This window comes from Gluconobacter cerinus (assembly GCF_002723935.1).
Classification (GTDB): Bacteria; Pseudomonadota; Alphaproteobacteria; order Acetobacterales; family Acetobacteraceae; genus Gluconobacter; species Gluconobacter cerinus.
The window spans coordinates 761097-778681 of sequence record NZ_BEWM01000001.1 but is presented as its reverse complement, the minus strand read 5'-3'; the positions used below and the strand labels follow the sequence as shown (position 1 = coordinate 778681).

At 58.1% G+C, this 17585-nt stretch carries 14 protein-coding genes; 13 read left to right on the top strand and 1 reads right to left on the bottom strand.

Features of this window, described 5'->3' with window-relative positions; genetic code table 11:
* The 13 genes from GCE01_RS03570 to GCE01_RS03510 all read left to right on the top strand — a co-directional run bounded on the left by GCE01_RS03570 (position 1) and on the right by GCE01_RS03510 (position 15207).
* A complete protein-coding gene (locus GCE01_RS03570) occupies positions 1–1593 on the top strand; it encodes a GMC family oxidoreductase (protein ID WP_083956318.1) in 1593 nt (530 codons plus the stop codon).
* A 91-nt stretch (positions 1594–1684) separates the two neighbouring features.
* A complete protein-coding gene (locus tag GCE01_RS03565) occupies positions 1685–3256 on the top strand; it encodes an acyl CoA:acetate/3-ketoacid CoA transferase (RefSeq protein ID WP_099210963.1) in 1572 nt (523 codons plus the stop codon).
* 44 nt (positions 3257–3300) lie between these two features.
* Complete coding sequence (locus tag GCE01_RS03560) at positions 3301–4560, top strand: glycerate kinase type-2 family protein (protein ID WP_099210961.1); 1260 nt, start codon at positions 3301–3303, stop codon at positions 4558–4560.
* Between the two features lie 160 nt (positions 4561–4720).
* Complete coding sequence (locus GCE01_RS03555) at positions 4721–5863, top strand: acyl-CoA dehydrogenase family protein (RefSeq protein ID WP_046900154.1); 1143 nt, start codon at positions 4721–4723, stop codon at positions 5861–5863.
* Positions 5860–6627, top strand: coding sequence for a 3-ketoacyl-ACP reductase (locus tag GCE01_RS03550; RefSeq protein WP_099210959.1), 768 nt, complete (start codon positions 5860–5862; stop codon positions 6625–6627). The genes GCE01_RS03555 and GCE01_RS03550 overlap by 4 nt, the downstream gene beginning before the upstream one ends.
* Before the next feature lie 9 nt (positions 6628–6636).
* Complete coding sequence (locus tag GCE01_RS03545; protein ID WP_099210957.1) at positions 6637–7785, top strand: dihydrodipicolinate synthase family protein; 1149 nt, start codon at positions 6637–6639, stop codon at positions 7783–7785.
* A 2-nt stretch (positions 7786–7787) separates the two neighbouring features.
* Complete coding sequence (locus tag GCE01_RS03540; RefSeq protein WP_099210955.1) at positions 7788–8645, top strand: sugar phosphate isomerase/epimerase family protein; 858 nt, start codon at positions 7788–7790, stop codon at positions 8643–8645.
* A gap of 16 nt (positions 8646–8661) precedes the next feature.
* Positions 8662–9423 (top strand): electron transfer flavoprotein subunit beta/FixA family protein, encoded by a 762-nt coding sequence (locus GCE01_RS03535; RefSeq protein WP_099210953.1) that lies wholly within the window; start codon positions 8662–8664, stop codon positions 9421–9423.
* Positions 9423–10349, top strand: a complete 927-nt coding sequence (locus tag GCE01_RS03530; protein WP_099210951.1) for an electron transfer flavoprotein subunit alpha/FixB family protein — start codon at positions 9423–9425, stop codon at positions 10347–10349. Before GCE01_RS03535 ends, GCE01_RS03530 begins: the two co-directional genes overlap by 1 nt.
* 34 nt (positions 10350–10383) lie before the next feature.
* On the top strand, positions 10384–12036 hold the full coding sequence (locus GCE01_RS03525) for an electron transfer flavoprotein-ubiquinone oxidoreductase (RefSeq protein ID WP_099210949.1): 1653 nt from the start codon (positions 10384–10386) through the stop codon (positions 12034–12036).
* Positions 12037–12158: 122 nt separating this feature from the next.
* Positions 12159–13559: a sugar porter family MFS transporter gene (locus tag GCE01_RS03520; protein WP_099210947.1), complete on the top strand. Its 1401-nt coding sequence runs from the start codon at positions 12159–12161 to the stop codon at positions 13557–13559.
* Positions 13560–13650: 91 nt separating this feature from the next.
* Positions 13651–14670, top strand: coding sequence for a type I glyceraldehyde-3-phosphate dehydrogenase (gap, locus tag GCE01_RS03515; protein ID WP_099210945.1), 1020 nt, complete (start codon positions 13651–13653; stop codon positions 14668–14670).
* A gap of 72 nt (positions 14671–14742) precedes the next feature.
* Entirely contained in the window at positions 14743–15207 is a 465-nt protein-coding gene (locus GCE01_RS03510; protein ID WP_099210943.1) for a DUF3465 domain-containing protein, read from the top strand.
* Between the two features lie 46 nt (positions 15208–15253).
* Here the strand turns inward: GCE01_RS03510 and clpA are convergent, their stop codons facing one another.
* Positions 15254–17566, bottom strand: coding sequence for an ATP-dependent Clp protease ATP-binding subunit ClpA (gene clpA / locus GCE01_RS03505; RefSeq protein ID WP_099210941.1), 2313 nt, complete (start codon positions 17564–17566; stop codon positions 15254–15256).
* Between the last annotated feature and the right edge of the window lie 19 nt (positions 17567–17585).

The window sequence follows — 17585 nt, the reverse complement described above, 5'->3', positions numbered from 1 at the left end:
ATGACTGGTTTCGATTACGTTATCGTTGGTGGCGGCTCGGCAGGATGTGTTCTTGCCGCCCGTCTCTCCCGAAACCCGGCGGTGCGCGTCTGCCTGATCGAAGCAGGCAAGCGTGACACCAATCCGCTCATTCACATGCCGGTTGGCTTTGCGAAAATGACGACAGGTCCCCTGACATGGGGGCTTGTCACCACACCGCAGAAGCACGCCAATAACCGCCAGATCCCGTATGTGCAGGCGCGTGTTCTCGGTGGTGGTTCATCCATCAATGCCGAAGTTTTCACACGTGGCCATCCATCTGATTTCGACCGGTGGGAGCAGGAGGGAGCTGACGGCTGGGGGTTCAAGAACATCCAGAAGTACTTCATCCGCTCTGAGGGAAATTCCATTCTTGCCGGATCATGGCACGGAACGGATGGTCCACTCGGCGTGTCGAACCTGGATTGCCCGAACCCCGTCAGCCGCGCCTTCGTACAGAGCTGCCAGGAAATCGGAATTCCGTATAACCCTGACTTTAACGGTCCAGTTCAGCAGGGTGCTGGCATTTACCAGCTTACGGTGCGCAATAACCGGCGCTGTTCTACGGCCGTTGGATATCTGCGTCCCGCTCTGAAGCGTAAGAACCTGACGGTGATTACTGGCGCGATGGTGCTGAAGGTTGTCTTCGAGGGGAAGCGTGCAGTCGGCGTGCAGTACATTGCAGACAAGCAGATGCACACTGCCCGTGCTGAGCAGGAAGTGCTGGTCACGTCCGGTGCAATCGGAACGCCAAAGCTGATGATGCTGTCTGGTGTTGGTCCGGCTGCGCATCTCAAAGAGCACGGTATTCCCGTTGTTCATGATTTGCCGGGTGTGGGTCAGAATCTTCAGGATCACTTTGGTGTCGATATTGTTGCTGAGCTGAAAGGCCATGACAGTTTCGACAAGTACAACCAGTACAAGTGGATGATGTGGGCTGGCCTGCAATACTCGCTGTTCAGAAGTGGTCCAGTGGCGTCGAACGTCGTGGAAGGCGGAGCCTTCTGGTACGGCGATCCTGCTGCAAGCTGCCCGGATCTTCAGTTCCACTTCCTGGCGGGCGCTGGCGCGGAAGCGGGTGTGGCGTCTGTTCCGAAAGGGACGTCTGGCATCACGCTCAACAGCTATACGCTCCGTCCAAAAGCGCGCGGGTCTGTCACGTTGCGTTCGTCTGACCCTCGGGAAGCACCGATTGTGGATCCGAATTTTCTGGGTCACCCGGACGATCTGCGGACAACGGCCGAGGGCGTTCGCCTGAGCTACGAAATGTTCGGTAGCCACTCGCTGCAAAAATACATCAGCAAGGTTTGCCTGCCAGAAGGCGGCGGCCGTACGCTCAAGGCATATGAGGATTATGCTCGTCAGCAGGGGCGTACATCCTACCATCCGACCTGCACGTGCAAGATGGGCAGGGACGAGATGGCCGTTGTTGATCCACGCCTGCATGTGCATGGCCTGGAGGGCATCCGGATTTGTGATAGCTCGGTCATGCCATCATTGCTTGGGTCTAACACCAATGCCGCAACGGTCATGATTGGTGAGCGAGCGGCGGACTTTATTCTGGGGAATGCTTGAGAACGATAACCTTCTCAAGCGGCGCCTCATGCGTCGCGATTTTTACAAGATCATAAGTAACTAACAAGATAGTTATAGTGGATCAAAGGCAATGACCAAGACCAGAACCGCAGCGGAAGCCGTCAGTCTTATCAAGGATGGTTCCACCATTGCGATCAACGCATCGTCCGGGCTTCTGTGCCCCGACGATGTTCTGAAGGCGCTCGGGGAGCGTTTTGAAAAGGAAGCGGCCCCGAAGAACCTGACGACGATCCATCCGATCGCGACGGGTGACATGTTTGGAACCAAGGGCGTGGATCATATCGCCCAGCCTGGCATGATCAAAAAGATCATCGGTGGGTCTTACCCGTCCGGTCCCAGCAATGCTGAGCCACCGCTTATCTGGCAGCGCATTCTGGCCGAGGACGTCGCTGCTTATAACCTTCCATCTGGCGTTATCTTCGACATGCTGCGCGAAGGTGCGGCCCTGCGTCCCGGCGTGTTGACGAAAGTTGGTCTCGATACCTTCGTGGACCCGAAGCGGGAAGGCGGTGCGATGAACGAAACTGCCCGCTCGAATCCCATCGTGCGTCACATGGACTTTGAAGGCGAAGACTGGCTGTATTTCCCGGCGCTCAAGCCGGACGTTGCGATCATTCGCGCCTCGACAGCGGACGAAAATGGCAACCTGACGTTCGAGCAGGAAGGCGCCACCCTTGGTGCCATGGAAATGGCTCTGGCAGCTCATAACAATGGTGGGCTGGTCATCGCGCAAGTCCGCCGCGTGGCAGAACAGGGCACGTTGAAGCCGCATGACGTCAAAGTGCCGGGTATTCTGGTGGACGTTGTTGTGGAAGCTCCGGATCAGTTGCAGACGACTGCTACGCCTTATGACCCAGCAATTTCCGGCGAGATTTTCCGGCCTCTGTCGTCTTTCGCCATTCCGGACTTCAATCCGGGCAAGGTGATTGCGCGACGTGTGGCGCAGGAGTTGAAGGATGGCTGGGCGGTCAACATTGGTTTCGGGATTTCCGCCAACGTGCCACGTATCCTGCTGGAAGAAGGCCTGCATGGCAGCGTGACATGGGTCATCGAACAGGGGCCGGTTGGCGGCGTTCCGCTGCTGGATTTCAAGTTCGGTTGCGCCAGTAATGCTGAGGCCTTCGTCGCCTCTCCCCACCAGTTCAGCTACTTCCAGGCGGGCGGTTTTGACTGCTCCCTGCTGTCCTTCCTTGAGATCGGGGCTGATGGGTCTGTCAACGTCAGCCGCCTTGCTGCCACGCCGCATCGGACGGCAGGGGCGGGCGGTTTCGTAGACATTACGGCACGGGCGAAGCGCATCATCTTCTCAGGCAATTTCAATGCCGGAGCCAAGATGCACATTGAGGACGGCCGTCTCGTGATTGATCGGGAAGGCAAGATTTCCAAGATCGTGCCAGAGGTGGATCAGGTCAGCTTCTCAGGGCGCAGAGCCACCGAAACAGGGCAGGACGTCACCTACGTGACGGAACGCTGTGTTCTCAAGCTTCTGAACGGTGAACTCACGGTCACGGAAATCGCGCCGGGCATCGACTTGCAGAAAGACGTGCTCGATCAGGCATCCACGCCTCTGAAGGTTTCTCCTGAACTGAAGGAAATGGATGCCGTTCTGTTCAGGGATGCCGTGATGGGGCTCACGCTCTGAACGCCCCAGGCCGTCTTTTCCGTGAGTGGAGTCTGAAAGAAGCCATGACAGTCGACGATCACAGTTTCCTGACAGGTCTGTTCAATGCCGCCATTACGGCCGCTGACGCAGACCTCGTGCTGGCTGCCAACCTGCCGGAACGCCCGAAAGGCAAGACGGTCGTGGTTGGGGCCGGGAAGGGGGCAGCCCAGCTTGCAGCAGCTTTCGAGCGCGTGTGGGATGGTCCGCTGGAAGGCGTTGTCGTCACCCGTTATGGCTATGGCTACCCTACAGAACAGATCCGCGTTCTGGAGGCTTCCCATCCGGTTCCGGATCAAGCCGGTCTGGCTGCAACGGCGGCTTTGTTTGAGGCGGTGCGCGGATTAGGTCCGGATGATCTGGTCGTTGCTCTGATCTGCGGAGGTGGGTCAGCCTTGCTGCCATGTCCGCCAGAAGGATTCACGTTGGAAGATGAAGCGGAGCTCAGCCGGGTTCTCCTGTCTTCTGGCGCGCCGATTTCTGTCATGAACAGCATCCGTAAGCAGTTTTCGGGGATTAAGGGCGGTCGTCTGGCCGCCGCGGCTTCCCCGGCGAGAGTCGTTTCACTCATAGTCTCGGATGTGCCGTTCGATGATCCGGCACAGGTGGCCTCTGGACCAACCGTGCCTGATACGAAAACACGCGAAGACGCGCGGCATATGGCCAAGGCCTGGAAGCTCGCCCTGCCGCCTAAAGTGCAAGCATGGCTCGACGGAGAACTGGGGCAGGCGCCGCGTCCGGAAGATCCGGCATTTGTCGGGAACCAAGTTCGTATCGTGGCGTCGGCTCATCTGTCTCTTGAGGCGGCAGCCGCAGCGTCCCGAAATCTTGGAATTCCTGCTGTTATCCTTTCCGACGCGATTGAAGGGGAAGCCCGGGATGTCGGGAAGGTCCATGCAGCGATCGCGCGTGAAGTGATTATTCGTAATCAGCCATTCCAGAAGCCGGTTGTCATCCTCTCGGGGGGAGAAACAACCGTGACATTGCATGGACGTGGACGGGGTGGTCGCAACACGGAGTTTCTCCTGTCGTTTGCGCTCGCGGCTGAAGGTCTTCCGGTTTCCGCACTCGCTGCGGATACAGATGGAATTGACGGGTCTGAGGACAATGCCGGCGCCTTTGCGGATGGCGAAAGTATGGGACGACTGCGCGCGCGCGGGATCAATCCGTCCGTCCTGCTGACGGAAAACGACGCCTATACTGCCTTTGAGGCACTAGATGACCTGTTTGTGCCAGGTCCTACCGGGACAAACGTCAATGATTTTCGCGCTATTCTGCTGAGGTAGAAAAAGATGGCGAAGTAAAAACTGTTCCTTAGCGAGAACGAATTCATTCTGGGTATTATGAGCATCAAGTTCTTTTGATTTCAAAACGCAGAATGGCCTTGAAAACAGATCAGTCACCATACTAACTAACTGGTTAGTTACTAATTAAGGGAATCGGGTTATGTTTCTCAATGAAATGCAGGAGCAGGTTCGCGAGACCACACGGTCTTTCGTGGATGAAGTCATCCGCCCTGCTGCTGAGGCCCTCGACCGTGAAGAACGCTTTCCGGCCGAAATCTACGAAGAAATGGGCCGTCTTGGCCTGTTCGGCATTGCAGTTCCGGAAGAGCTCGGAGGGCCCGGCTTCGATACCCTGACCTATGCCGTCGTGATGGAAGAACTGTCCCGCGGCTATGCCAGCATCGCCGATCAGTGTGGCCTGGTGGAACTGATTTCCACGCTTCTGGTGCGTCACGGCACGGATGAGCAGAAGAAGCTGCTGCCAGACATTCTCTCCATGAAGCGCAAGGTTGCTTACTGCATCACCGAGCCGGAAGCCGGCACGGACGTGTCCGGCATTCGCACCACAGTTGAACGTGATGGCGATGGTTGGATTCTGAACGGCGGCAAAATCTGGATCCATAACGCCCCGGTGGCGGATCTCGGGTTCGTTCTGGCGCGGACGGACAAGGAAGCCGGAAACCGTGGCATGTCCATTTTCATTGTGGACCTGCATGCCAAAGGCGTTGAGCGCGGCCCGAAAGAGCACAAGATGGGTCAGCGGGCCAGCCAGGTTGGTGCGCTTGATTTCTCCGATGTGCGCCTCGGCCCGGATGCCCTTCTGGGCGAGATGAACCGTGGCTTTCACATGATGATGAGTGTGCTGGACAAGGGGCGTGTTGGCATCGCAGCGCTCGCTGTTGGCATTGCACAGGCTGGTCTTGAAGCCGCTGTCGATTATGCCGGAACGCGCAAGCAGTTCGGTAAGCACATCTCTGAATTCCAGGGTGTTCAGTGGCTTCTGGCCGATATGGCCAAGGACATCGAAGCGGCCCGTCTGCTGGTTCATTCCGCTGCGGTGAAGATCGATAACGGTCAGGACGCCACGCGCTCCTGCTCCATGGCAAAATGCTTTGCTGGTGACGTGGCTGTGGCCCGTACGGCGGATGCTGTGCAGGTCTTTGGTGGCTCCGGCTACATCCGTGGCTTTGAAGTTGAGCGTCTGTATCGCGATGCCAAGATCACACAGATCTATGAAGGTACGAACCAGATCCAGCGCATGATCATAGCGCGTGAACTGCTCAAGAAGGGCGCCCGTACATGAGACAGGTCGCTCTCGTCACCGGCTCTTCACGCGGGATCGGCCTGGCCGCCGCGGAAGCGCTCGCTAAAGAAGGCTTTTCTTTAGCGGTAAATGGACCGGTTGATGATGCAGAACTGCGTGCAGCCGTGGCCCGTCTGGAGGGGCTGGGCGCCAAGGTTGTAGCCGCCCCGTTCGATGTGTCCGACATCAGCGCCCATGACGGTGTTCTGGCGCGGATTGAAGACGAACTCGGCCCGCTGACAACGCTGGTGAACAATGCGGGCGTCGGCGTCCTCCAGCGGGGTGACCTGCTGGACGTGTCCGAAGCAAGCTGGGACCGCTGCCTGACGATCAATGCGAAGGCGGTGTTCTTCCTGTCACAGGCTTTCGCAAAGCGTCTTCTGAGCCGGGAACGGTCAGCCGATGCGTTCCATTCGATCGTCAACGTCACATCGTCGAACGCGACGGCTGTGGCGGTGCAACGGTCTGAATACTGCGCGTCAAAGGCTGCGGCGGCCATGGTGTCCAAGGCTCTGGCTGTGCGTCTCGGGATCGAGAATATCGCGGTTTATGACGTTCAGCCTGGCCTGATCGCTACAGAAATGACGGCTGCCGTCATTCAGCACTACCGCCAGCGCGCGGAAGAGGGGCTGACCCTGCTTCCCCGTGTTGGAGAGCCCTCGGACATGGGACGCATCATTGCGGCCCTTGCCACCGGGAAACTGCCTTACACCACAGGCCAGGTCATTTCGGCGGATGCCGGAATGCTTGTGCCGCGCTTCTGAGAAACGGTTATGAAGATCATCCTGCCCGACGAAACCGGCCGGAAGATGGATTACCATCTGATCGGTACTCCTGTTCCTCGCAGTGTCCTTCCGGCTAATCCGGCCCGGATCGTTTATTCGGCGGCCCATGTCGTCGCTGATCCGTTCACGGATAATGCACCGTCCGGCCGCGCAACGATCGACTGGAAGAAGACGCTTGAGTTCCGTCGCTATCTCGTTGGCATGGGCCTCGGCATTGCGGAAGCCATGGATACGGCCCAGCGCGGCATGGGGCTGGACTGGCCCGGCGCGCTGGATCTGATCCGTCGCACCAAGGCCGAACTGCCGGATGCGATGGTCGTGAACGGTGCGGGGACAGACCATCTGGACCCGAAGGATGCACGCTCTGTCGATCATGTACTGGCGGCGTACCTGGAACAGGTCGAGGCGATCCAGAAGGTTGGCGCACGCGTCATTCTGATGGCCAGCCGAGCCCTCGTCCGCGTGGCGTCCAGTGCTGAGGACTATAAGCGGGTCTACCGCGAGGTGCTCTCTGCCTGTGATGCGCCTGTCGTTCTGCACTGGCTGGGCAAGGATTTCGATCCGGCTCTGGCAGGCTATTGGGGCACGGATGATTTCAATGAGGCGCTGGAAACAGTCCTGAGCATCATTGAAGAAAACGTCTCGAAGGTGGACGGCATCAAGATTTCCCTTCTCGACAAGGAGAAGGAAATCATCATGCGCCGTCGCCTGCCAAAGGGCGTGCGGATGTATACGGGTGATGACTTCAATTACCCGGAACTGATCGCTGGTGACGAGCAGGGTTACAGCCACGCGCTTCTCGGCATTTTCGATCCGATCGCGCCGCTTGCGGCTCGTGGTGTAAAACTGCTCGGCGAGGGGGACGTGAAAGGTTTTCACGACGCACTCGACCCGACTGTTCCACTCGCTCGTGTGATCTTTCAGGCCCCGACGCAGTACTACAAGACGGGTGTGGTGTTTCTGGCCTGGCTGAATGGCTTTCAGGATCACTTCGTTATGCTGAATGGTGCGCAGTCCATGCGGTCCCTCCAGCATTTCACGGAGATCTTCCGTCTCGCAGATGGCTGCGGCCTGTTGCGGAACCCGGATCTGGCTGTGCACCGCATGAAGTCGCTTCTGTCGGTGTACGGGGCCTGATCATGCGGGACTTTCGCCACGATCATTCGGCTCTCGCCCTCAATACCGCAACGCTTGGCCATAATGTGCCGAGTGTGGGGGCAGGGTGGTCACCGGAACAGACGATCGACGCCTGTGCTGAACGTGGCATCGGCGGGATCGTGTTCTGGCGGCGGGAGATTGAAGGCCGGGCTGCGGAAATTGGAGACCGGGCGCGTCAGGCCGGGGTGCAGGTTGTCGGCCTGTGCCGGACGCCCTTTCTGGTCGGTCCGCTGGGCCTTCAGAGCGAAGAGGCGATCCTGTCGGATTTCCGTCAGTCCATCGATCAGACAGCCGCGCTCGGAACCGATGTTCTGACCATCGTTGTCGGTGGTGTGGAAACCGGCACGAAGGGCGTGGCTCACAGCCTGGACATCGTGGCGGACCGGATGGCGAAGGCCATTCCCTACGCTGAAGCCTGTGGCGTGAAACTCGCGCTGGAGCCGCTGCATCCGGCCTATGCCGGAGACCGCTCCTGCCTCACGACCACCCGTGACGCCTTGGATCTGTGCGACCTTCTGGCGTCGGATAGCGTGGGCGTTGCGATCGATATCTACCATGTGTGGTGGGACACGGACCTGCCACGCCAGCTCGCTCGTGCGGGAAACCGCATTCTGGGCTTTCACCTCTGTGACTGGCTCGTTCCCACAACAGACATCCTGCTTGACCGCGGGATGATGGGGGACGGCGTTGCGGACCTGCGGGGGATCCGCAGGGAGGTGGAAGCCGCCGGGTATTCCGGCTTCTGCGAGGTGGAAATCTTTTCCGCGAACAACTGGTGGAAGCGCCACCCGGCTGACGTGCTGGACACGATGGTCGAACGCTTCCGCACTGTCTGCTGACCCATCGGAGGGCATCATGAAGATCCTCGTCCCTGTCAAACGTGTCGTCGATTACAACGTCCGCATCCGCGTAAAGGGTGACGGATCTGGGGTCGAGCTTGCGAACGTCAAGATGTCGGTCAATCCGTTTGACGAAATCGCCATCGAAGAAGCCGTCCGCCTCAAGGAAAAAGGCATCGCCACGGAAGTGGTCGCTGTCTCTATCGGTGTGCCGCAGGCGAAAGAAACACTACGCACTGTGCTCGCCATGGGCACGGACCGTGCCATTTTCGTCGAAGCCACGACGGATGTGAATGTGGATATCGAGCCTCTCGCCGTCGCCAAACTGCTGGCGAAGGTGATTGAGGATGAGAAACCAAACCTCGTCATCGCGGGCAAGCAGGCCATCGATAACGACATGAACGCGACTGGTCAGATGCTCGCCGCCCTGCTGGGCTGGGGACAAGCCACCTTTGCATCGTCTGTCGAGATTGAAGGCGACAGCGCAACCGTCAGCCGTGAGGTTGATGGTGGTCTTCAGACCATCCGCGTGAAGCTGCCTGCCATCATCACGTCCGATCTGCGCCTGAACGAGCCGCGTTATGTCGCGCTGCCCAACATCATGAAGGCCAAGAAGAAGCCGCTCGAAGAACGCAAGGCGTCTGACCTCGGAGTGGACATTACGCCGCGTCTGAAGGTCATCCGCACGGCTGAACCGCCTCAGCGTCAGGCTGGTGTGAAGGTCAGTTCCGTTGATGAGCTGGTTTCGAAACTCAAAAATGAAGCAGGAGTGATCTGATGTCTGTTCTGCTGCTCGCTGAGGTGGCCAATGGCCACCTCGTAACCGATACCGTTGCCAAGGCCCTGTCTGCCGTCAAAGCGCTGGGCGATGTGACAGTTCTTGTTGCTACCCAGAACGGCACGGAAGCCGCCGCCGAAGCTGCAAAGCTTGAGGGCGTGTCCAAGGTCCTGCTGGCAGATGATGCGTCTCTGGCTCATGAACTGGCTGAACCTGTCGCCGCCCTCATCGTGTCTTTGGCGTCCGGTTACAGCCATATCGCTGCGGGCTCGACGGCATTCTCCAAGAACGTTCTGCCACGCGTTGCGGCTTTGTTGGATGTCATGATCCTGTCAGACGTAACGGCCGTAAAGGATGCCGAGACGTTCGATCGTCCGGTCTATGCTGGCAATGCGATCCAGACGGTGCAGTCCTCCGATCCGGTAAAGGTTTTCACCATTCGTACGGCGGCCTTTTCGGCTGTTGGTGAAGGTGGCTCAGCCAGTGTGGACAATGTCTCCGTGCCTGCCGATCCGGGTCTCTCGTCCTGGGTGGAAGACAAGGCGGTTGAATCCGAACGTCCGGAACTGACGGCTGCGAAGAACATCGTTTCAGGCGGCCGCGGCGTGGGATCGAAAGAGAACTTCGACACCATCGCCAAGCTTGCGGACAAGCTGAATGCTGCCATCGGCGCCAGCCGTGCGGCCGTGGATGCCGGATACGCGCCGAATGACTGGCAGGTCGGGCAGACGGGCAAGATCGTGGCGCCTGATCTGTATATCGCAGTCGGTATTTCCGGGGCGATCCAGCATCTGGCGGGCATGAAGGATTCCCGGGTGATCGTCGCCATCAACAAGGACGAAGACGCCCCGATTTTCCAGGTCGCGGATTATGGGCTGGTGGGAGACCTCTTCACCATCCTTCCCGAACTGACGGCAAAACTCTGACAGGCCCTGGCAGTCTGCAGGGAGGAGAAAGACCATGACTACGATCGAACGGGAAAGCATGGACTATGACGTTGTCATCGTCGGCGCTGGCCCTGCCGGTCTCTCCGCGGCGATCCGGCTCAAACAGAATGAGCCGAACCTCTCCGTGGTCGTACTGGATAAAGGGTCTGAAGTCGGGGCGCATATCCTGTCAGGCGCGGTCATTGATCCGTGCGCGCTGGATGTGCTGCTTCCCGAATGGCGGACCATGGATGCGCCCATCACCGTGCCGGTGAGGGAAGACAATTTCTTCCTGCTGACGGAAAAGAGCCAGATCCGCCTGCCGAATGTTCTGATGCCAAAGCTCATGGACAACCACGGGAATTACATTGTCTCGCTGGGGAATGTCTGCCGCTGGCTGGCACAGGTCGCAGAGGGTCTGGAAGTGGAAATCTTCCCCGGTATGGCGGCAAGCGAAGTCGTTTATGACGAACAGGGTCGCGTTGCGGGTGTGGTGGCTGGCGAGTTCGGTAAAAACCCCGATGGAACGCCGGGTGATGCCTACGAACCTGGTATGGAACTGCGCGGGAAATACGTGTTCTTCGCCGAAGGTGCGCGGGGATCACTGGCTCGTCAGCTAATGGATCGTTTCGCGCTTTCCGAGGGCAAGGATCCGCAGAAATTCGGGCTGGGCCTCAAGGAAATCTGGGAGATCGATCCCGCCAAGCATCATGAAGGCACAGTCACACACACCATGGGGTGGCCGCTGAACAGCAAGGCGGGTGGCGGGTCCTTCATCTACCATCTCGACAACAATCAGGTCTGCGTCGGGTTTGTCGTCCATCTGGGCTATGAAAACCCGTATCTGGACCCTTACCGTGAGTTTCAGGAGTTCAAGCATCATCCGATGGTGGCCGAACTGCTGAAGGGCGGAAAACGCGTGGCTTATGGTGCGCGTGCGCTATCCGAAGGTGGTTGGCAGTCCATTCCGAAAGTGACTTTCCCTGGCGGCGTTCTGCTCGGGTGTTCCGCCGGGCTTGTGAATGTTCCGCGCATCAAGGGCAGTCATAACGCCATTTTCTCCGGCATTGCCGCTGCCGATGCGGCCCGCGTAGCGCTGGCGGCTGGGCGCGCTCAGGATGAACTGACGGATTATGAGGAAGAACTGCGAAACGGCCCTGTCGGGACAGACTTAAAGGCCGTCCGTAACGTCAAACCTCTCTGGGAGCGGTTTGGCCTCCTGGGCGGTGTTGCGCTCGGTGGTCTGGATATGTGGATGACAACTCTGACCGGGCACTCTCCCTTCAGAACGCTCGGACATGGAAAGTCCGATGCCGCGGCAACAGGGTTGGCTGCCAGTTTCAAGCCGATTGAATATCGCAAGCCGGACGGGCAACTCAGCTTTGATCGCACAACCAATGTGGCGTTTGCCTTCACCAACCACGAAGAACGCCAACCCTGCCATCTGACACTCCGTGATCCATCCATCCCAATCCAGGTGAACCTGCCGCTCTACGCTGAGCCTGCCCAGCGTTACTGCCCGGCGGGCGTGTATGAGGTTCTGCGTCCGGAGAATGAACAGCCACGGTTCCAGATTAACTTCCAGAACTGTGTGCATTGCAAAACCTGCGACATCAAAGATCCAAGCCAGAATATCGTTTGGACAACGCCGCAGGGAGGCGATGGGCCGAACTATCCAAACATGTAAATTCAAATAAAAAGAAATATAACTCGTCTCTTTTATTTGATTTTACTTGAATAAACAACCTGAGAACATGCTGCGTTGAAAGACTATTCCCATAATGGGAATCTGAAGTAAGGAATAAGGCAATGAGTGGCATCGACCTTTCGGCACCACCGCCGCCAGTGTCTCTGAATGGTAAAAGTGTCCTGACGGCAATTCTGGCTGCTGTTGCGGGTCTGATGTTTGGTCTCGATCTGGGTGTGATTTCAGGGGCTCTGAAATTCATCGGTCTGGAATTCAACGTCACGGACTTCGGCAAGGAGTGCATCGTCTCATCGATGATGGTTGGTGCGGCGGTAGGTGCCGTCTGCGGTGGGCGCTTGTCCTATCTCTTCGGCCGGAAGCGCCTGCTGCTGTCTTCAGCTGTCCTGTTTGTTCTCGGGTCGCTGCTGTGCGCGCTGGCAACATCCGTCACGCTGCTGATTGTGGGGCGTATGGTGCTTGGCGTGTCTGTTGGCATCGCAAGCTTTACCGCTCCACTTTACATCTCCGAGATTGCGCATCAGCACTACCGTGGGTCTCTGATCTCGGTTTACCAGCTCATGATTACAGTCGGGATTTTTGTAGCGTTCATCTCTGATGCGCTGCTGGCTTATTCCGGCTCATGGCGCTGGATGCTCGGCATTGTCGCTATTCCAGGCGTCGTGTTTCTGCTTGGCGTGCTGCTGCTGCCTGACAGCCCCCGTTGGCTCGTATTGCGGGGCCGTAAGGACGAAGCCTTTACGGTTCTGCATCAACTGCGTGGCCATGAAGGCGATGCGCGCGCCGAGATCTCGGACATTGAAGAGCAGCTTGCGCAGATTGAAGGTGGCTACGGCCTGTTCAAGGCCAACGCCAATTTCCGCCGCTCTGTTTTTCTGGGCATCCTGCTCCAGACCATGCAGCAGTTCACAGGCATCATCGTGGTGATGTACTACGCTCCCCGCATCTTCGAAGTCGCAGGTTTTGGCGATAACGCAGCCATGTGGGGCACGGCGATTGTCGGTCTGGTGAATGTGCTGTCGACGTTCATTGCCATTGGCTTCGTGGACAAATGGGGCCGTCGCCCAATGCTGATTGCCGGCTTCATCATCATGACGATCGGCATGGCTTCAGTCGGAACGCTGCTCTACTTCGGAACCGGCAATAGCGAACTTGCGCGATATGGCGCCGTGATCATGCTCTTGGCCTTCATCGTCGGATTTGCGTTCTCTGCCGGTCCACTGGTGTGGATCCTATGCTCGGAAGTTCAGCCCATCAAAGGGCGCGATTTCGGCATCGGTTGCTCCACCTTCACGAACTGGGTCACGAACATGATCGTCGGCCTGACGTTCCTGACGCTCCTGAACACCATCGGGAATGCCCAGACCTTCTGGATGTACGCGGCGTTCAATGCGTTCTTCATCTACCTCACCCTGAAATTTGTGCCTGAAACCCGCGGTGTTTCCCTTGAGCAAATCGAGCGGAACCTGATGGCGGGCAAGCCACTCAACCGGATCGGTCTGTGATCCTGCCCCTCGGCACGACTGTCCCGGCGCTTTCACACCTGCCGGGACAAACCGCCTTTGCGGCGGTTTTCCCTGACGGAGACCAAAGACAATGACAGTAAAGATCGCCATTAACGGTTTTGGCCGTATTGGCAGACTGGCCCTTCGCAGCATTCTTGAAAGCGGCCGGGATGACGTTGTGCCCGTCGCCATCAATGGCCCTGGGTCCGTTGAAGACAAGATTCACATGCTGACATATGACAGCGTGCATGGCCGCCTGCCAGGGGAAGTCCACGTCGAAGGCGATATGCTGACCCTGACCCATAACGGGCGGTCTTACGGTCCCATTCGCATTTCATCCGAGCGTGACCCGTCGAAGGTGCCATTTGACGGCGTTGATGTGGCTCTTGAATGCTCCGGACTGTTCACCACCAAGGAAAAAGCTTCCACGCTTCTTCAGGCTGGTGCACGGAAAGTCCTGATTTCAGCGCCTGGCACGGATGTGGACGCAACCATCGTCTACGGCGTGAACAATGACATGCTGAAGCCGGATATGACGGTCATTTCCAATGCCTCCTGCACAACGAATTGTCTGGCGCCGCTCGTGAAAGTGCTCGACGACAATTACGGTATCGAGTGCGGATACATGGTGACGATCCACTCTTTCACCGGAGATCAGCAGATCGTTGACCGGCGCCACAAGGACCTTCGCCGGGCCAGAGCCGCTTCGCTCAACATGGTGCCTACGTCCACGGGAGCGGCCAAGGCAATTGGTCTGGTTCTGCCGCATTTGAAGGGTCGTCTGGATGGAACGTCCATCCGTGTGCCAACGCCCAATGTTTCTCTGGTATCGTTCGACTTTCTGTCCCGCCGTCCACCGGAAACGGCCAAAGACGTCAATCGCGTCATGCAGGAAGCTGCTGCAGGCCCCTTGAAAGGTGTGCTGGCCTATAGCAGCGCCCCCTTGGTTAGTAGCGACTTCAACCATTCACCCGCATCTTCGAATTTTGACGCCACGCAGACGGCCATCATGGAATGTGGTCGAATGGTTCGCGTCTGCTCATGGTATGACAATGAATGGGGCTTCTCGAACCGGATGATCGATACGGCTGTTCTGTTCGGCTCCCTGTAAACGGGCGACGGTATTTGTTTCAGGATGTGTTTCGGCGCATAAAAGCACTTTCCTGACTGGAGAGTGCTTTTGATGATGTCCCGTCTGAGACTTCTGGCTGCGATGGCGTGTTTTGGTGCGCCACTTCCCGCTCTGGCACAGGCGATAGCGCCGATGCCGCCAAGCTGTGACAATGCAAAATTCCTGAGTGACCAGCAGACCTTCGAGCAACGTGGCGCCACCCGGACGGATCTTCCCGAGCATATTTGCGGGCGCGTCATCGCCATTGCACCCCATGCGAAGCGGACCCGCAGCGGATGGCATGGCTATTTCTACCTGGATGTAGGGCAGGGCGTGTCCATCCGGATTGTCTCCGGGCTTGATGAAATGACCGCTCCCCAATGGCCCTGGGTGCAGAAGGGCGACACCGTCGAGGTTCAGGGACGGTACTACTACGACAGCCTGCGCAAGCAGGGGATCGACTGGACGCATCACGGCACCAGCCGCAAATGGCCATGGCCCGGATATGTGACCGTCAACGGACACCGCTACGAATAAAAAAAGCCCGTAGGAAGGTCCTACGGGCTTTTTCGTGACGGGCGGTCTAGTTGGTCGCTTCGTCTTTCTTCTCGGCGCTGCTGTCGCCTTTGACGCCGGTCCCTTCAATGATCTCGAAGTCCAGCACGTCGTTCTTGAGGCCAATCTTGACGGCCCCACCTTTGGCCAGTCGACCGAAGAGCAGTTCCTCGGCCAGTGGCTTCTTGATGTGCTCCTGAATGACGCGTCCCAGAGGACGTGCGCCATACAGGCGATCATAACCCTTCTCGGCCAGCCATTCCTTGGCTGCAGAGGAGATTTCGATCGTAACGTGACGGTCAGCCAACTGGGCTTCGAGCTGGAGAACGAACTTCTCCACCACGCGGCCCACGGTTTCCGGCGTCAGGTTAGCGAACGGAATGATCGCATCCAGACGATTGCGGAACTCAGGCGTGAAGGTGCGTTTGATTGCCTCTTCATCCTCGCCCGCACGGCTGGTCCGGCCGAAACCGATCGCTTCCTTGGAAAGGTCAGCCGCACCCGCATTCGTGGTCATGATCAGGATCACGTTGCGGAAATCGACTGTCTTGCCGTTGTGGTCTGTCAGGCGGCCATGATCCATGACCTGAAGCAGGACGTTGTAAAGGTCCGGATGGGCCTTTTCGATTTCGTCTAGCAACAGGACGGCATGAGGATGCTGGTCAATTGCATCCGTCAGCAGTCCACCCTGATCAAACCCGACATACCCTGGAGGCGCACCGATCAGACGGGAGATCGAATGACGCTCCATGTATTCGGACATGTCAAAGCGGATCAGTTCGATGCCAAGAGACGACGCCAACTGACGCGCAACTTCCGTTTTGCCGACGCCCGTAGGGCCGGAGAACAGGTAGTTGCCAATCGGCTTCTCAGCATCGCGCAGGCCCGCACGGGACAGCTTGATTGCCGCAGCCAGTGCGTCAATCGCCTTGTCCTGCCCGAACACCATGTTCCGCAGATCCCGCTCCAGGTGGCGCAGGGTCTCGCGGTCATCCGCCGTGACGCTCTTGGGTGGGATGCGGGCAATCTTGGCGATTGCATCTTCCACATCCCGCAGCGTCACGGTCTTGCGGCGCTTGTTCTCAGGCACCAGCATCCGCGCCGCACCGACTTCGTCAATAACGTCGATGGCTTTATCAGGCAGTTTGCGGTCATGCACATACCGGGCGGCCAGTTCGACGGCGCCACGCAGGGCTTCGTCAGTGTAGCGAACCTTGTGGTGCTTCTCGTAGCTGCCCTTAAGCCCGCGCAGGATCTTGATCGTGTCCTCGACTGACGGCTCAGGGACGTCAATCTTCTGGAAGCGCCGGACCAGTGCACGGTCTTTCTCGAAGTGCTGACGGAACTCCTTGTATGTCGTGGAGCCAATGCAGCGCAGCGTGCCTGCAGCCAGAGCTGGCTTGAGCAGGTTCGATGCATCCATCGCACCACCAGACGTCGCGCCCGCACCAATGACCGTGTGGATTTCATCAATGAACAGGATCGCACCGGGCGTCTGGTCCATTTCAGTCACGACAGCCTTGAGGCGTTCTTCGAAATCACCGCGGTAACGTGTGCCAGCCAGCAGGGAGCCCATGTCGAGAGAGTAGATCGTGCAGTCCTGCAGGACTTCAGGCACATCTTTCTCAACAATACGCTTTGCTAGGCCTTCCGCGATCGCAGTCTTGCCGACGCCCGGGTCACCCACATACAGCGGGTTGTTTTTGGTGCGGCGGCACAGGATCTGGATCGTGCGTTCGATTTCCTGATCGCGACCAATCAGTGGATCGATCCGCCCTTCACGGGCACGATCGTTCAGATTGACGCAATAGGTCGCAAGTGCGCCGTCCTTGGCTGTTTCCTTACGCTCTTCACGCTCGGAATTATCCTTGGATGCAGCGGCAGCCTTACGGCCAGCGCCACGGTCTGGCGCTTTGGCGATTCCATGCGAAATGAAGTTCACGGCATCGAGTCGCGTCATGTCCTGCAATTGCAGGAAGTACACGGCGTGGCTTTCACGTTCCGCAAAGAGCGCAACGAGAACGTTGGCACCCGTAACTTCATCGCGGCCTGTGCTTTGCACATGGATAGCCGCGCGCTGAATTACGCGCTGGAAAGCCGCTGTTGGTTTTGGTTCTGTCGGACGGTCGGACGCAAGACCGGCAAGATCCTTGTCCAGAAAGTCCGTCAGGTCCGAACGCAGCTTGTCGAGGTCAATTCCGCAGGCGCGGAAAACCGTCAGTGCGTCGGCGTCTTCTGTCAGAGCCAGCAGCAGATGTTCGAGGGTGGCATACTCATGACGCCGATCACCTGCGAATGTCAGGGCGCGGTGGAGCGTCTGTTCGAGCGTACGGGACAGCATAGGGTGGCGCTCCTCTCGA

What these genes read in the sequence shown, in the direction of transcription:
- GCE01_RS03535 (WP_099210953.1), top strand. Translation starts at nt 8,662, where the DNA reads ATGAAGATCCTCGTCCCTGTCAAACGTGTCGTCGATTACAACGTCCGC.
- clpA (WP_099210941.1), bottom strand. Translation starts at nt 17,566, where the DNA reads ATGCTGTCCCGTACGCTCGAACAGACGCTCCACCGCGCCCTGACATTC.
- GCE01_RS03530 (WP_099210951.1), top strand. Translation starts at nt 9,423, where the DNA reads ATGTCTGTTCTGCTGCTCGCTGAGGTGGCCAATGGCCACCTCGTAACC.
- GCE01_RS03555 (WP_046900154.1), top strand. Translation starts at nt 4,721, where the DNA reads ATGTTTCTCAATGAAATGCAGGAGCAGGTTCGCGAGACCACACGGTCT.
- gap (WP_099210945.1), top strand. Translation starts at nt 13,651, where the DNA reads ATGACAGTAAAGATCGCCATTAACGGTTTTGGCCGTATTGGCAGACTG.
- GCE01_RS03565 (WP_099210963.1), top strand. Translation starts at nt 1,685, where the DNA reads ATGACCAAGACCAGAACCGCAGCGGAAGCCGTCAGTCTTATCAAGGAT.
- GCE01_RS03520 (WP_099210947.1), top strand. Translation starts at nt 12,159, where the DNA reads ATGAGTGGCATCGACCTTTCGGCACCACCGCCGCCAGTGTCTCTGAAT.
- GCE01_RS03570 (WP_083956318.1), top strand. Translation starts at nt 1, where the DNA reads ATGACTGGTTTCGATTACGTTATCGTTGGTGGCGGCTCGGCAGGATGT.
- GCE01_RS03545 (WP_099210957.1), top strand. Translation starts at nt 6,637, where the DNA reads ATGAAGATCATCCTGCCCGACGAAACCGGCCGGAAGATGGATTACCAT.
- GCE01_RS03525 (WP_099210949.1), top strand. Translation starts at nt 10,384, where the DNA reads ATGACTACGATCGAACGGGAAAGCATGGACTATGACGTTGTCATCGTC.
- GCE01_RS03540 (WP_099210955.1), top strand. Translation starts at nt 7,788, where the DNA reads ATGCGGGACTTTCGCCACGATCATTCGGCTCTCGCCCTCAATACCGCA.
- GCE01_RS03550 (WP_099210959.1), top strand. Translation starts at nt 5,860, where the DNA reads ATGAGACAGGTCGCTCTCGTCACCGGCTCTTCACGCGGGATCGGCCTG.
- GCE01_RS03560 (WP_099210961.1), top strand. Translation starts at nt 3,301, where the DNA reads ATGACAGTCGACGATCACAGTTTCCTGACAGGTCTGTTCAATGCCGCC.
- GCE01_RS03510 (WP_099210943.1), top strand. Translation starts at nt 14,743, where the DNA reads ATGATGTCCCGTCTGAGACTTCTGGCTGCGATGGCGTGTTTTGGTGCG.